The organism is Serratia sp. NGAS9 (genome assembly GCF_009905295.1).
GTDB lineage: Bacteria > Pseudomonadota > Gammaproteobacteria > Enterobacterales > Enterobacteriaceae > Serratia > Serratia bockelmannii.
In genome coordinates, this window is sequence record NZ_CP047605.1 from 1,720,641 (window position 1) to 1,735,619 (window position 14,979).

General features: G+C 61.1%; 10 protein-coding genes. 3 read left to right on the plus strand and 7 right to left on the minus strand.

The features are described from left to right. Nucleotides 1–26: 26 nt before the first annotated feature. Entirely contained in the window at nt 27–2,306 is a 2,280-nt protein-coding gene (gene clpA / locus GUC32_RS08330) for an ATP-dependent Clp protease ATP-binding subunit ClpA (protein ID WP_025302261.1), read from the plus strand. A gap of 206 nt (nt 2,307–2,512) precedes the next feature. Here clpA and infA read toward each other — a convergent pair whose 3' ends face one another. From infA to trxB, 7 genes are all read right to left on the minus strand, one after another. Next, a complete protein-coding gene (infA, locus tag GUC32_RS08335; RefSeq protein WP_002211347.1) occupies nt 2,513–2,731 on the minus strand; it encodes a translation initiation factor IF-1 in 219 nt (72 codons plus the stop codon). Between the two features lie 105 nt (nt 2,732–2,836). After that, entirely contained in the window at nt 2,837–3,562 is a 726-nt protein-coding gene (aat, locus tag GUC32_RS08340) for a leucyl/phenylalanyl-tRNA--protein transferase (RefSeq protein ID WP_060432809.1), read from the minus strand. 29 nt (nt 3,563–3,591) lie between these two features. After that, the gene (gene cydC, locus GUC32_RS08345) at nt 3,592–5,331 is read right to left on the minus strand and encodes a cysteine/glutathione ABC transporter ATP-binding protein/permease CydC (RefSeq protein ID WP_043137717.1); all 1,740 of its coding nucleotides are present in this window, start codon (nt 5,329–5,331) and stop codon (nt 3,592–3,594) included. A 2-nt stretch (nt 5,332–5,333) separates the two neighbouring features. Next, nucleotides 5,334–7,100 (minus strand): cysteine/glutathione ABC transporter permease/ATP-binding protein CydD, encoded by a 1,767-nt coding sequence (gene cydD / locus GUC32_RS08350; protein ID WP_049208004.1) that lies wholly within the window; start codon nt 7,098–7,100, stop codon nt 5,334–5,336. Nucleotides 7,101–7,275: 175 nt separating this feature from the next. Further along, a complete protein-coding gene (gstA, locus tag GUC32_RS08355) occupies nt 7,276–7,893 on the minus strand; it encodes a glutathione transferase GstA (RefSeq protein WP_099817602.1) in 618 nt (205 codons plus the stop codon). A 93-nt stretch (nt 7,894–7,986) separates the two neighbouring features. After that, nucleotides 7,987–8,874 carry a LysR family transcriptional regulator gene (locus GUC32_RS08360; RefSeq protein ID WP_060432812.1) on the minus strand — a complete coding sequence of 296 codons (888 nt, stop codon included), beginning with the start codon at nt 8,872–8,874 and terminating at the stop codon, nt 7,987–7,989. A 74-nt stretch (nt 8,875–8,948) separates the two neighbouring features. After that, nucleotides 8,949–9,920, minus strand: coding sequence for a thioredoxin-disulfide reductase (trxB, locus tag GUC32_RS08365; protein ID WP_049204246.1), 972 nt, complete (start codon nt 9,918–9,920; stop codon nt 8,949–8,951). Nucleotides 9,921–10,574: 654 nt separating this feature from the next. On the opposite strand from trxB, the gene lrp reads away from it, so the two are divergent. Then, nucleotides 10,575–11,069: a leucine-responsive transcriptional regulator Lrp gene (gene lrp, locus GUC32_RS08370; protein ID WP_004928318.1), complete on the plus strand. Its 495-nt coding sequence runs from the start codon at nt 10,575–10,577 to the stop codon at nt 11,067–11,069. 120 nt (nt 11,070–11,189) lie between these two features. Beyond that, entirely contained in the window at nt 11,190–14,849 is a 3,660-nt protein-coding gene (locus GUC32_RS08375) for a DNA translocase FtsK 4TM domain-containing protein (protein ID WP_369435678.1), read from the plus strand. Nucleotides 14,850–14,979 lie beyond the last annotated feature (130 nt).

The window sequence follows — 14,979 nt, forward strand, 5'->3', positions numbered from 1 at the left end:
TAAGGCAATCTATTGGGGAGGTGCTTATGCTCAATCAAGAACTGGAACTCAGTCTCAACATGGCTTTCGCCAGGGCGCGTGAGCACAGACACGAGTTTATGACCGTGGAGCACCTGTTGCTGGCGTTGCTGAGCAACCCTGCCGCGCGAGAAGCGCTTGAGGCATGTACGGTGGATCTGGCCGCGTTGCGCCAGGAGCTGGAAGCCTTCATCGAACAAACCACACCGACGCTGCCCGCCGGCGAAGAAGAGCGCGACACTCAGCCGACGCTCAGCTTCCAGCGCGTGTTGCAGCGCGCGGTCTTCCATGTGCAATCTTCCGGCCGCAGCGAAGTGTCCGGCGCCAACGTGTTGGTGGCCATCTTCAGCGAGCAGGAGTCGCAGGCGGCTTATCTGCTGCGCAAGCACGACGTCAGCCGTCTCGACGTGGTGAACTTCATTTCACATGGCACGCGTAAAGACGAGCCGGGCCAAGCGCCGAATGCGGAAAACCCGGTGAACGAAGAGCAGTCCGGAGGGGAAGACCGTATGGAAAACTTCACCACCAACCTCAATCAGTTGGCCCGTGTGGGCGGCATCGATCCGTTGATCGGCCGCGATCGTGAGCTGGAGCGCGCGATTCAGGTGCTGTGCCGTCGTCGTAAAAACAACCCGCTGTTGGTCGGCGAATCCGGCGTGGGCAAGACCGCCATCGCCGAAGGCCTGGCCTGGCGTATCGTGCAGGGCGACGTGCCGGAAGTGATGGCGGACTGCACGCTGTATTCGCTGGATATCGGTTCACTGCTGGCCGGCACCAAATACCGCGGCGACTTCGAGAAACGCTTCAAGGCGCTGCTCAAGCAGCTGGAACAGGATCAGAACAGCATCCTGTTCATCGATGAAATTCACACCATCATCGGTGCCGGTGCGGCTTCCGGCGGGCAAGTGGATGCCGCCAACCTGATCAAACCGCTGCTGTCGAGCGGCAAGATCCGGGTGATCGGCTCGACCACCTACCAGGAGTTCAGCAACATCTTCGAAAAGGATCGCGCTTTGGCGCGCCGTTTCCAGAAGATCGATATCACTGAACCGACGGCGGAAGAGACCGTTCAGATCATCAACGGCCTGAAGACCAAATATGAAGCGCATCACGACGTGCGTTATACCGCCAAGGCGATCCGCGCCGCGGTGGAGCTGTCGGTGAAATACATCAACGATCGTCATCTGCCGGACAAAGCGATCGACGTGATCGACGAGGCGGGCGCCCGCAGCCGACTGATGCCGGCCAGCAAGCGCAAGAAAACCGTCAACGTGGCCGATATCGAATCCGTGGTGGCGCGCATCGCTCGTATCCCGGAGAAAACCGTGTCGGCCAGCGATCGCGACGTGCTGAGAAACCTGGGCGATCGTTTGAAGATGCTGGTATTCGGCCAGGATCAGGCGATCGAAGCGCTGACGGAAGCCATCAAGATGAGCCGCGCCGGTCTGGGCCACGAGCGCAAGCCGGTCGGTTCCTTCCTGTTCGCCGGGCCGACCGGGGTCGGGAAAACCGAGGTCACCGTACAGTTGGCCAAGGCGATGGATATCGAGCTGCTGCGTTTCGACATGTCCGAGTACATGGAGCGGCATACCGTCAGCCGTCTGATCGGCGCGCCTCCGGGCTATGTCGGTTACGATCAGGGCGGGCTGCTGACCGATGCGGTGATCAAGCATCCGCATGCGGTAGTGCTGCTCGATGAGATCGAGAAGGCGCACCCGGACGTGTTCAACCTGCTGCTGCAGGTGATGGACAACGGCACGCTGACCGACAACAACGGCCGCAAGGCGGACTTCCGCAATGTGATCCTGGTGATGACCACCAACGCCGGGGTGCGGGAAACCGAACGCAAATCGATCGGTCTGGTGCAGCAGGACAACAGCACCGACGCGATGGAAGAGATCAAGAAGGTGTTTACGCCAGAGTTCCGCAACCGTCTGGACAACATCATCTGGTTCAACCATCTGTCTACCGAGGTGATCCAGCAGGTGGTCGACAAGTTTATCGTCGAACTGCAGGCGCAGCTGGATGCGAAGGGCGTCTCGCTGGAAGTGAGCGACGAAGCACGCGACTGGCTGTCGGTGAAGGGCTACGACCGTGCGATGGGCGCTCGTCCGATGGCGCGCGTCATGCAGGAAAACCTGAAGAAACCGTTGGCCAACGAGCTGCTGTTCGGTTCGCTGGTGGACGGCGGTTCCGTGAAGGTCGAGCTGGACAAGGACAAGAAACAGCTGACCTACCACTTCCTCAGTGCCGCCAAGCGCAAGGCGGACGAGGGTGCGGTGCATTAAGGCCGCTTCAGGCAAAGAAAAAGCGATGCTTCGACATCGCTTTTTTTTTATGGGTGAGATTCACCGTACAACAGAAACGAGTGAGCCCTCTCAGTTTACCTGCGCACCTGCAACCCGTTGTGTAACGTCGCTGCGGGGGTAAACGGAAAGGGCTCCCGAGGGATTACATCCTCGATGCCGCCAGCATGTGGCGCGCGGTGAGCCGATTAACGGCTACGGAAGACAATGCGGCCTTTGCTCAGGTCGTACGGGGTCAGCTCTACAGTGACTTTGTCGCCCGTCAGGATGCGGATATAGTTTTTACGCATTTTACCGGAGATGTGTGCGGTTACCACGTGCCCGTTTTCCAATTCAACGCGGAACATGGTGTTCGGCAGCGTATCAAGAACGGTGCCCTGCATTTCAATATTGTCTTCTTTGGCCATCGAATCCTCTAGGTCTAACTACCTTAGTTTTTAACCGGCAAGATAATGCCGAAAAACCCCCATTATGTAAAGATGTGTCGGTGAACATTGCACCGTTTCCATCAATTAGTTTACTGGAGAGGGCGGTTCAACCGGCTGTGGGGATATGACTTGCGGCGCCCAGCACGCCGACGTCAAAGGCCGCCGTTGAAGGGTGCTGAGCTGCTGCAAAAATTGACGGCGCGGAATTTCACGCGCGCCAAGGCGGGCAGTGTGAGCGTTCAGCACCTGGCAGTCAATCAATTCCCCGCCATAAGCGGCAAAATGGCGGCAAAAGGCCATCAATGCGCATTTTGAGGCGTTGGTGACGCGGCTGAACATCGATTCGCCGCAGAACAACGCGCCCTGCGCCACGCCGTACATGCCGCCGACCAGTTGATCATCCTGCCATACCTCCACCGAGTGCGCGTAGCCGAGGCGATGCAGATGCTGATAGGCACGCTGCACCTCCGGGCCGATCCAGGTGCCTTCATCCGGCCGGTGGGCGCAGGCGGCAATCACCGTGGCGAAATCGTGATTGAGCGTGATGCGAAACGGATCGTGGCGCAAAAAGCGTTTCAGACTGCGGTTAAGATGAAATTCGGCAGGGAACAGCACCGCACGCGGATCGGGTGACCACCACAGAATCGCTTCCCCCGGCGAGTACCAGGGGAAGATGCCGCGCTCGTAGGCTGCCAACAGTCGCGGCGCCGTGAGGTCGCCGCCGATCGCCAGCAGGCCGTTGGGATCGCGCAGGGCGCCCTCAGGCGAGGGAAACGCCAGCGACTGGGGGGAAAGCTTAACGATGCGCATACAAGGTCTCTGCGTCCTCTACGGGCCGATTACGGCGCCAGGTTGCTGATACGGTTGCGAAAGCGTGCATAGCGGCCCTGCTGGCGCATCAGGGTGGCGTGATCGCCCTGTTCGACAATTTGGCCGTCATCCATTACGCAAATGCGGTCGAGATGTTCCAGGCCGTACAAACGGTGCGTCACCAGGATCAGCGTCTTGCCCTGACAATGCCGGCGCAGCAGCGCCAGGATCTGCTGTTCGGTTTCGGCGTCCAGCCCTTCGGTCGGTTCGTCAAGCAGCAGCAGCGGGGCCGGATGCAGCAGCGCGCGGGCGATACCCAGTCGGCGCTGTTCGCCGCCGGACAGCTGCCGGCCGCCTTCGCCCAACCAGGCGTTCAGCCCGCCGTCGCTGTCCAGCAATTTGCCCAGCCCAACCTGCTGCAGTACGTCACTCAGGCGAGCGTCGTCGGCATTCGGTGCGGCCAACCGCAGGTTTTCCCGCAGCGTATCGCTGAAGATATGCACTCGCTGGCTGACGACCGTGGTCATCCGACGCAGCGTGGTTTCATCATAATCCTCCAGCGGTTCGCCGTTGAGCAGAATTTTGCCGCCGTCGGTGCGCCAGGCGCGGGTCAGCAGCTGCAGCAGGGTGGACTTGCCGCAGCCGGTGCGGCCGAGCAAGGCGATGTGTTCGCCGGCCGCGACCTCGAGCGTGACGTCGCGCAGCACCGGCTGCGGCTGATCGGGATAGGTGAAACTCAGCTGCTGCAGGCTGAGCTGAGCGCGATCGGCCGCGGCCGGGCCGACGGCAGGGAAGGTGACTTCCGGCTGGCGATCGATGATCTGTTTGACCCGCGTGGCGGAGGCAATCACCTGGCCGAGATGCTGGAAGGCGCCGGCGACCGGCATCAGCGCTTCGAACGACGCCAGCGCGGCGAAGACAAACAGCGCGATCAGGGCTCCGGGCTGGGTATCGCCGCCGATGCCGGCGGCGGTCAGCCACAGCAGCAGCGTCACCGTCAGCCCGCTGGCGAGGATCATCAGCGCCTGCGCCTTGCCGCTCAGCGAGGCCTGCTGCCACTGGCGGCGTTGCCACCGCTGTTCGGTGGCGTTCAGCGTCTGGCGGAAGTCGTTGACGGCGCCGAACACCACCAGCTCCGCCTGCCCCTGCAGCCAGGCGGTTAGGTCGGTACGGTATTGGCCGCGCAGCGCGGTGAGTTGGCCGCCGATCGGTTTGCCGGCGCGGTAGAACACCGGCGGCACCAGCAGCAACAGCAGCAACAGAATGCCGCCCAACGTCAGGGCGAGCGCAGGATCCAGCCAGCTCAGGCCGTAGGTGACCACCAGGATCACCACCGCCGCGCTGATTAGCGGCGAGATCACCCGCAGATAAAGGTGATCCAGCGTGTCCACGTCCGCCACCAGGCGGTTGAGCAGGTCGGCCTGGCGAAAGCGAGCGATGCCGCCCGGCGCCAGCGGCAGGATCTTGCTGAAGGTGAACACTCGCAAGTGCGACAGCACGCGGAAGGTGGCGTCGTGACTGACCACGCGCTCGGCGTAGCGCCCGGCGGTGCGGAAGATCGCCGCGCCGCGCACGCCGGCGGCCGGCAGCATGTAGTTGAAGGTCAGCAGGCCCGCCAATCCGGCCAGCGAAGAGGCGGCCAGGAACCAGCCGGAAAGCGCCAGCAGGCCGATGCTGGCCAGCAGGGTGACGATCGCCAAAAGGATGCCCAGGCTAATCAGCAGGCTATGGCGGCGATACAACGCCAAAAACGGCAGCAAAACGCGCATGATTAAAGCTCCCCGCGGCGATGGGCGATCAGAGTGGCGAACAGGCCCGGCTGGGCGCTGAGGGTGGCGTAATCGCCCTGTTGCACGATGCGCCCGTTATCCATCACCCAGATCTGATCGTAGTCTTCGGTGTCTTCCAACTGGTGCGTGACCAGTAGGGTGGTTTGCTGATGCGAAGCGGCATTCAACGCCTGCATCACCCGTTGTTCGCTGTGGGCATCGAGACTGGCGGCCGGTTCATCCAGCAGCAGCAAGCGGCGCGGGCCGATCAGCGCCCGGGCGACCGCCACGCGCTGCGCCTGGCCGACCGACAGGCGGGCGGCGTTGTCGCCCACTTCGGTGTCGAGCCCCTGCGGCAGATACGGCAACAGTTCGCTGACGTAGGCGAGTTCCACCGCCTGCTGCAGCTGCGCTTCGTCGGCCTGCGGGCAGCCCAGCAGGATATTGGCGCGCAAGGTTTGCGCCGGCAGGTGTGGGTTCTGACCGACCCAGCTCAGCTGTTGCCTCCAGTTTTCTGCGGACAGTTCACGCAGCTCGATGCCGTTGACGGTCAACGAGCCGCGGTAGGGCAGGAAGCCGAGCAGCAGATTGAGCAGCGAGCTTTTGCCGGCGCCGCTCAGCCCGACCAGCGCTACGCGCTGCTGCGGTTGCAGGGTGAAACTCAGCGGCCCGGCCAGCAGTACGCCGTTCGGCGACAGGATTTCCAATGCGTTCGCCTGCAGCGTCAGCGGTTGATCGGCGGGCAGTTGCCGCGTGCCGTTGCCCATCTGCTCGCCTTCGGCGCTGAGGAAGGTTTCCAGCGCTTCCGCCGCGCCGACCGCCTGCGCCTTGGCATGGTAGAAGGTGCCGAGATCGCGCAGCGGTTGGAAAAACTCCGGCGCCAGAATCAGCACCAGAAAACCGGAAAACAGCGTTACGCCGAGGCCGTAGCTGCCGAAGTTGAGTTCGCCGAGGTAAGAAAAGCCGAAGTACACCGCCACCACGGCGATGGAAATCGAAGCGAAGAACTCCAGCACGCCGGAAGAGAGGAAGGCCATACGCAGCACTTCCATGGTGCGGCTGCGGAAGTCTTCGGAGGATTTGGCGATCTGCGCCGTTTCGGCCTGCGCGCGGTCGAACAACCGCAGGGTGTCCAGGCCGCGCAGGCGGTCGAGGAAGTTGCCGCTCAATCGCGCCAGCGCCACGAAGTTGCGGCGGTTGGCATCGGCGGCTCCCATGCCGACCAGCGCCATGAACAGCGGGATCAGCGGCGCGGTCGCCAGCAAAATGATGCCTGCGGCCCAATTGATCGGGAAGACGGCGATCAGGATCAGCAGCGGGATGAAGACTGCCAGATACATCTGCGGCAGATAGCGCGAGTAATAGTCCTGCATATCCTCGATCTGCTCGACGATGATGCTGGCCCAACTGCCCGCCGGTTTGCCCTGGATCCAGGCCGGGCCGAGCTGCTGCAGTTTATCCAGCACCTGCTGGCGCATGCGCTGACGGATCACCTGGCCACACAGGAAACCGATCCGTTCCCGCAGCCAGCTCAACAGCGCCCGCAATGCGAACGCGACGGCCAGCCAGATAAACGAAGGGATCAGCTGTTCGCGCGGGGTATGTTCGATGATCAGGGCGTGCAGCAGGCTGGCCAGCAGCCACGCCTGCGCCACGATCAGCAGGCCGCTGAACAGCCCCAACAGCATGGAAAGGCGCAGCCAACGCTGCGCCAACGAACTCTGGGTTTTAAGCCAACGGGTTAACTGTTGCTGTCTGTTTTTTTTCATCAGATATGCGTCTGCGTCGCCGGTGCCCGTTTGTTACAGGCTGGGTTAACGTACTGTTAAATAATAGTGTTTGGCGCAATCGGCGACAAACAAGCGAGGTCCCATGTTACCTCGTCACCCGGCAGACTGAAAATAATAAAGCGGCCAAATGTGGCTATAACAGACGCGTTACCGACTATTTGACTTGCTCACTCGTGGCCTCGGCTTCCAGAGCGGCGCGCACCGACGCTCGCTCTGCGATCCGCGTCACATAATGCTGGAGCGGTGGCCACTCGCTCAGCGAAATCTCGAAGCGCGCCATCCAGCGCAACACGGTAAACAGATAAGCGTCAGCGACGCTGAAATACGTTCCCAATAGGTAAGTTTGTTGTGCCAACGCTTGTGCGAGATAACCCAATCGCCGTCTCAACTTGTCGCGCAGCAACGCCTTGGCATCTTCGGGCAGGGCATCATTGAACAAGGGGGCGGCACCGGCATGGATCTCGCTGGTGATGAAATTAAGCCATTCCTGCAGCCTTACCCGCTCAAAGGCCGTCGGTGGCGGTGCCAGCCGGCTCTCTGGGCGCTGGTCGGCGAGGTATTGAACGATGGCGGGGCCTTCGGTGATCACGTTGCCGTCGTCCAGCTGCAGGGCGGCGACGTAACCTTTTGGGTTGATGCGATAGAAATTCTCACCGTCGGCGCAGCGCTTGCTGCGATTGTTTACCCTGACCAGGGTGAAAGGGATCGCTAATTCCCGCAGGACGATATGTGGGGCCAGCGAGCAGGCATCGGGAGCAAAATACAGCTTCATGCTATTTCCTTGTGGGTCAATGAGAGCGCTTGCCACAGCATGCCGACGCGGATGCCGGTGGGAAAATGGAAATTTCAGAAAGCCGCTATTAGCTCAGCGACTGGCCAGGGTTTGCTCCTGTTCGCGCAGATAATTCAGCAGGGTTTGGACGGGCGGTAGGGCCGCCGCCTCGGATGAGCAGGCCAGGCCGAAACGACGATAAACCGGCGCAACGAGCGGTAGAGCGCAAACTCCGAGCGCATCGGGCGGGATCACCGACGCGGGCATCAGCGCAACGCCCGTGCCTTCTCTGACCAGCGTCAACGCCGTTTGCCAATCGCTGACGGTGGCGCGGATATCGGCCAGTGCCAGGCCCGACTGCTGCGCCAAACTTTGCGCATTCACATCACATCCGCCGGTCGCCAGGATGAAAGGCAGCCGGAACAGGGCATCGAGTGCCACCGGCCACCGTTCTCGCGCCAGCGGGTGCGCGCTGGGCACGACCGCCAACCAGGTGTCTTCCCCCAAAGGGAAACACAGCCGCTCCGGTGCCGGATTGAGCACCACGCCGATGTCTGCCGTTGCCGATGTTAACCAGCTCTCCACTTCGTGGTCGGTGCCCTCGAGCGTAATCAGCTCAATGTCGGGATACAGACGGCGAAACTTGCGCAGCAGCGGCGGCAACAGCTTGCTAAATGCCGACGGGAAACTGGCCAGGCGTATTTTGCCCGCGTGCGCGTTACCGGCTTGTTGCGCGCATTGTTGAATGGCCCGCAGTCCTTCCAACATCGTGCGGGCATGGGCGACGATCTGTAGGCCGCTTTGGGTCAGGACGACATTGTGTGGCTGGCGCACCAAAAGCCGGGTGCTCAGCATCGTCTCCAGTTGAGCGATGGCCTGGCTGGCGGCAGACTGCGTCATGCCGCAGAGCGCCGCAGCCTGAGTGATGGTGCCGTTGTCGGCGACGGCAACCAGCAGGCGCCAGTGAAGAAGATTATGCATCGGCGTGCATCCTCCTGGGGCTGAAGACAAAAAAAGCGGCTCGAGAGCCGCTTTTTGCTGATGAAGAGAACGTCTTAGCAGACTTCTGCGCCGGCGATGCCGTCCAGGTAACGCTCTGCGTCCAGCGCCGCCATACAGCCGGTGCCGGCGGAGGTGATCGCCTGACGGTAGATGTGATCCATCACGTCGCCAGCGGCGAAGACGCCGGGGATGGTGGTTTGGGTCGCATTGCCGTGAATGCCGGACTGCACCTTGATGTAGCCGTTTTCCAGCTCCAGTTGGCCGCCGAAGATGCCGGTGTTCGGGCTGTGGCCGATGGCGATGAACACGCCGGCCAGTTCCAGTTCACGGGTTTCGTTTTCCGCTTTGGTGCTGCGGATACGCACGCCGGTCACGCCCATTTCATCGCCCAGCACTTCGTCCAGCGTATGGTCGGTGTGCAGCACGATGTTGCCGCTTTTCACTTTTTCCATCAGCCGGTCGATCAGGATCTTCTCTGAACGGAAGCTGTCGCGGCGGTGGATCAGGTGAACCTCGGCGGCGATGTTGGACAGGTACAGCGCTTCTTCAACGGCAGTGTTGCCGCCGCCGACCACGGCGACTTTCTGGTTACGGTAGAAGAAACCGTCGCAGGTCGCACAGGCGGAAACGCCTTTGCCCTTGAAGGCGTCTTCGGAAGGCAGGCCAAGGTAGCGGGCGGAGGCACCGGTCGCAATGATCAGCGCGTCGCAGCTGTATTCGCCGCTGTCGCCGAACAGGCGGAACGGACGCTGCTGCAGATCGACGCTGTTGATATGATCGAAGACGATCTCAGTCTGGAACTTCTCCGCGTGTTCGCGCATGCGCTCCATCAGCGCCGGACCGGTCAGGCCTTCGGCGTCGCCCGGCCAGTTTTCCACTTCGGTAGTGGTGGTCAGCTGGCCGCCTTGCTCCAGACCGGTGATCAGCACCGGGCTCAGGTTGGCGCGCGCCGCGTAGACGGCTGCGGTGTAACCGGCCGGGCCGGAGCCCAGAATCAGTAATTTGCTATGTTTAGCCGTGCCCATGAATAACCTCTTTATTCCACAATGGCGGACAATGAAGCCGATTGTAGGGAAAATGGCGCAGTAAAAAAAGCGCCGGGCGACGTTGTTAACGATTTGTATGATAGTTGTCGCCTATTAATGCGCCCGCTGTCGGCAAATCGTACGCCGAACGCAGAAATTTACCTTATCAAAGCCGCATTCGGCTACCGAATCGCCAACCGCGCAAAAACGGCGCATTCTGCGACTTCAGCCGCTCCCTACCGGGGTTTATCTGCCAGCGATTCATAACCAAAAATGGGATGCAGACTTTTCATGACGGTACGTTGTTCTGATTTTGCTTCTTTTACTTTGACAATCCGCTGCGCATTTGCGAAAACATCATAGGAAGAAGAAATTATCCCCGTAACACCAGCAAATCGTACGTATTTGCGCCGCGAGGCGGCAATGCGCGGTGGATGTGCGGAGCAGGGCGCGCAAGCGTTTGCTGATTTTTTCTCGACCTAAACGTCGTTGCCGGCGTCGCGCGGGGTTGGACAGACAGGCTGCGCGGCGTGGAATGATGGTAGTGAAGAAGCATATGACAGGCATCGGGTCTTCGCTTGGAACGAACCCTTACACATTGACGTTGGCTAGGGTGTGGCAAGTGCACGGAAGAAAATAAGAGAGACAATAATAATGGCAGACAACAAGAAACGCCCGGGTAAAGATCTCGACCGTATCGACCGCAACATCCTGAATGAGCTGCAGAAGGATGGGCGTATTTCGAACGTCGAGCTTTCGAAGCGCGTGGGGTTATCCCCGACACCATGTTTAGAACGCGTGCGCCGTCTCGAGCGCCAGGGTTTCATTCATGGCTATACCGCATTGCTTAACCCGCATTATCTGGATGCGTCCCTGCTGGTTTTCGTGGAGATCACGCTGAACCGTGGCGCGCCGGATGTGTTTGAGCAATTCAACTCGGCAGTGCAGAAGCTTGAAGAGATTCAGGAGTGTCATCTGGTTTCCGGTGATTTCGACTACCTGTTGAAAACCCGCGTACCGGACATGTCGGCGTACCGCAAACTGCTGGGCGAAACCTTGCTGCGTTTGCCGGGGGTTAACGACACCCGTACCTACGTAGTGATGGAAGAAGTGAAACAGAGTAACCGTCTGGTTATCAAAACACGGTAAGGTGCAGGTGCAAAACCTGATTAAATTGGTTACACTCCTGTTTATTCATACAGTTTCGGCGCCGGGGAAGCTTCTCGGCGCTGTTGCTATGTCAGCTAACAGGAACCTGGAGAGCCTTTCTTGAGCCAGGAATATACAGAAGATAAAGAAGTTACCCTGAAAAGACTCAGCAGTGGCCGGCGTTTGCTGGAGGCTGCGCTTATCGTGGTAGCGATTTTTGCCGTTTACCTCATGGCTGCGTTGGTCAGTTTCAATCCGTCTGACCCAAGCTGGTCGCAGACCGCGTGGCATGAGCCGATTCACAATTTGGGCGGCGGTGTTGGGGCCTGGTTGGCCGACACGCTGTTCTTCACCTTCGGGGTGCTCGCCTACGCGATACCGCCGATCATGCTGATCCTGTGCTGGGCAGCCTATCGCCAACGCGGCAACAAAGACTACGTCGACTATTTCGCGCTCTCCCTGCGCCTGATCGGTACCTTGGCGTTAGTGCTTACCTCCTGCGGGTTGGCGGCGCTGAACGTTGACGATCTCTATTACTTCGCTTCCGGCGGCGTGATCGGCAGCCTGCTGAGCAACGCCATGTTGCCGTGGTTCAACGGCATCGGCGCTACGCTGGCGCTGCTGTGCGTGTGGGCGGCGGGGCTGACGCTGTTTACCGGCTGGTCCTGGCTGGTGATCGCCGAGAAGATCGGCGGTGCGGTGTTGGGCGTCGCGACGGTGATGACCAATCGCTCACGCCGCGAAGATCGCTATTTCGAGGATGACGAGCGTTACGTTGACGACGAGCCTGAGCAGGCAGGGAAGGGCGCCGCTGCAGCGGTTGCGGCGACCGCCGCCGGAGCCGCGGCTGCCGATGACGACGTGCTGTTCTCCGCACCCTCGGTCACCGAAAGCGCCAAAGAGGCGGGGGAAGACGCCGCCGATCCGTTGCTCAGCGGCCTGCGAGCCGACGATAGTGAGGTTGAAGCCGACGCCGCGCCAATCGCGCCGGCGGCTTCGCCTGCACCAGCGGTGAAGGCAGAGATCCACGAGCCCGTTGCCGCGCCGATCGCCACACAGGCGCCGTCGATAACGGTGGCGCCGGCCGCGCCGGCCTCGGTCAATCAGCACCCGGTGAGCACCCCGGCGCAAGACGCCACGCCGCCGCTGTATTCCTTCGAAATCCCGGAAGAAACACCAGCGCCTAAGGCGACGCGCCCTATCGATCCTTATCAGGATGACGATGAGCCGCGCCTGGGCAATTGGCAAGAGCCGGCCCCGCAGCCGGCAGCGCGTTCTCCCTTTGATTTTACCGCCGCGCAGCGCGACAGTGCCGACGTCAGCGGAGCAGGTGGTTTCAGCGCCACCGGCGCCAAGCCACAACTGGATACGGCAGCCGCTGCCGCTGTGGGCGCCGCGGCGGCGACCTTTATGCCGGCCTTCACGGCGACCAGCGACGGCAATTCTCAGGTTAAACAGGGTATCGGCCCTGAGTTGCCGCGGCCGAATCCGGTGCGTATTCCGACCCGTCGTGAGCTGGCTTCCTACGGCATCAAGCTGCCTTCGCAGCGTGCTGCCGAACAGGAACAGCGCCAGGCGGAGCCTCAACAGCCGACGGCGGTGAGCCCGCAGGAAGAAGAGGCGCAGCAAGAAGCCGCGCTGCGCCAGGCGTTCGCCGAACAGCAAAGCCAGCGCTATGGCGAAAGCTACGCGCCGGAGCAGGATGATGAACAGGCTCAGCAGGAAGCCGAGCTGAGTAAAGCGTTCGCCGAACAACAGAACCAACGTTACGGTGAAGTCCAACAGGACGATGAAGAGGCGCGGCAAGAGGCTGCGCTGCGTCAGGCTTTCGCCGAGCAGCAGCAGGCGCGTTATGGCCAGCAAGAGACTGCCCCGCAGGCGCCGGCCGCCAGCCCGGTCGATACCCGTAATGCTTTCAGCTTCTCGCCGATGGCGGATTTAGTGGACGATGGCCCGAGCGAGCCGATGTTCACGCTGTCCCCACAGCTTGAAGAGCGCATTGAACAGCAAAGCGAGCAAGAGGACGACGTGCCGTTTGGCCAGTTTGAGCCTGCGGCGCCGGCTGCCCAGCAACCGCATACGCAGCCGCAACAATACCAACAGCCGCAGCAGCAATCTTATCAGCAGCCGCAGCAACAACAGCAGTATCAACAGCCGTCGCAGCAGCAATATCAGCAGCCACAGCAACCGGTTCAGCAGCAGCCTCAGCAAGCTCCGGCTGAGCCGCACCCGGCGATGGACAGCCTGATTCACCCGTTCCTGATGCGCAACGATCAGCCGCTGCAGAAGCCGACCACGCCGCTGCCGACGCTGGATCTGCTGACCGAAGCGCCGAAAGAGGTGGAGCCGGTCGACTCCTTCGCGCTGGAACAGAAAGCGCGCTTGGTGGAGGCCAGTTTGGCCGATTACCGCGTAAAAGCCGACGTGGTGGATATCCTGCCGGGGCCGGTCATCACCCGCTTCGAGCTGGATCTGGCGCCGGGCGTTAAAGCGGCGCGCATTTCCAACCTGTCGCGCGATCTGGCGCGCTCGCTGTCGACTTCGGCGGTGCGCGTGGTGGAAGTGATCCCCGGTAAGCCTTATGTCGGTCTGGAGCTGCCGAACGCCAAGCGGCAAACGGTGTACCTGCGCGAAGTGCTGGACTGCCCGGCCTTCCGCGACAACCCGTCGCCGCTGTCCATCGTATTGGGTAAGGACATCTCCGGCGAACCGGTGGTGGCCGATCTGGGCAAAATGCCGCACTTGCTGGTCGCCGGTACCACCGGTTCCGGTAAGTCGGTCGGGGTCAACGCCATGATCCTGAGCATCCTGTATAAAGCCACGCCGAAAGAAGTGCGCTTTATCATGATCGACCCGAAAATGCTGGAGCTGTCGGTTTACGAAGGTATTCCGCACCTGTTGACCGATGTGGTCACCGACATGAAAGACGCCGCCAACGCGCTGCGCTGGTGCGTGGGTGAGATGGAACGCCGCTACAAACTGATGTCTGCCCTGGGCGTGCGTAACCTGGCCGGCTACAACGAGCGTGTCGATCAGGCCGAAGCGATGGGGCGTCCGATCCCGGATCCGTTCTGGAAACCGACCGACAGCATGGACATCACGCCGCCGGTGTTGGAGAAGGAGCCGTACATCGTGGTGATGGTCGACGAATTCGCCGACCTGATCATGACGGTTGGCAAGAAGGTTGAAGAGTTGATCGCTCGCCTGGCGCAAAAAGCGCGTGCGGCGGGTATCCACCTGGTGCTGGCGACCCAGCGTCCTTCGGTAGATGTGATCACAGGTCTTATCAAGGCCAACATTCCGACGCGTATCGCCTTTACCGTGTCGAGCAAGATCGACTCCCGCACCATCCTCGATCAGGGGGGGGCCGAGTCCTTGCTGGGTATGGGTGACATGCTCTATCTGGCGCCGAACTCCTCGATCCCGGTGCGTGTACATGGCGCATTCGTGCGCGATCAGGAAGTGCACGCGGTGGTCAAGGATTGGAAAGCGCGCGAGCGGCCCCAATATAAAGAGGGCATTCTCAGCGGCGGCGAAGATGGCGAGGGCGGTGCCGGTGGCGGGATGGACGGCGACGAAGAGCTGGATCCGTTGTTTGACCAGGCGGTGGATTTCGTGGTGGATAAACGCCGCGCCTCCATCTCCGGCGTACAGCGCCAGTTCCGCATCGGCTATAACCGCGCCGCGCGCATCATCGAACAGATGGAGGCGCAGGGCATCGTCAGTGAGCAGGGGCACAACGGCAACCGCGAGGTGCTGGCGCCGCCGCGGCACGATTGATGCTCGCTTAGCCATTGCAATTCAATAAGAAAGGGCCGCTTAAGCGGCCCTTGTGCAAAGAAGCGTAAACCCGTTTCTTCTCGGAACATTGGCCTACCGGCCGATCGCCGGCTTCAGGTAAAGTAACGGA

Coding starts and splice junctions, on each gene's coding strand:
- cydD (WP_049208004.1), bottom strand. CDS start 7,100: ATGAAAAAAAACAGACAGCAACAGTTAACCCGTTGGCTTAAAACCCAG.
- cydC (WP_043137717.1), bottom strand. CDS start 5,331: ATGCGCGTTTTGCTGCCGTTTTTGGCGTTGTATCGCCGCCATAGCCTG.
- trxB (WP_049204246.1), bottom strand. CDS start 9,920: ATGGGCACGGCTAAACATAGCAAATTACTGATTCTGGGCTCCGGCCCG.
- gstA (WP_099817602.1), bottom strand. CDS start 7,893: ATGAAGCTGTATTTTGCTCCCGATGCCTGCTCGCTGGCCCCACATATC.
- aat (WP_060432809.1), bottom strand. CDS start 3,562: ATGCGCATCGTTAAGCTTTCCCCCCAGTCGCTGGCGTTTCCCTCGCCT.
- infA (WP_002211347.1), bottom strand. CDS start 2,731: ATGGCCAAAGAAGACAATATTGAAATGCAGGGCACCGTTCTTGATACG.
- GUC32_RS08360 (WP_060432812.1), bottom strand. CDS start 8,874: ATGCATAATCTTCTTCACTGGCGCCTGCTGGTTGCCGTCGCCGACAAC.
- clpA (WP_025302261.1), top strand. CDS start 27: ATGCTCAATCAAGAACTGGAACTCAGTCTCAACATGGCTTTCGCCAGG.
- lrp (WP_004928318.1), top strand. CDS start 10,575: ATGGCAGACAACAAGAAACGCCCGGGTAAAGATCTCGACCGTATCGAC.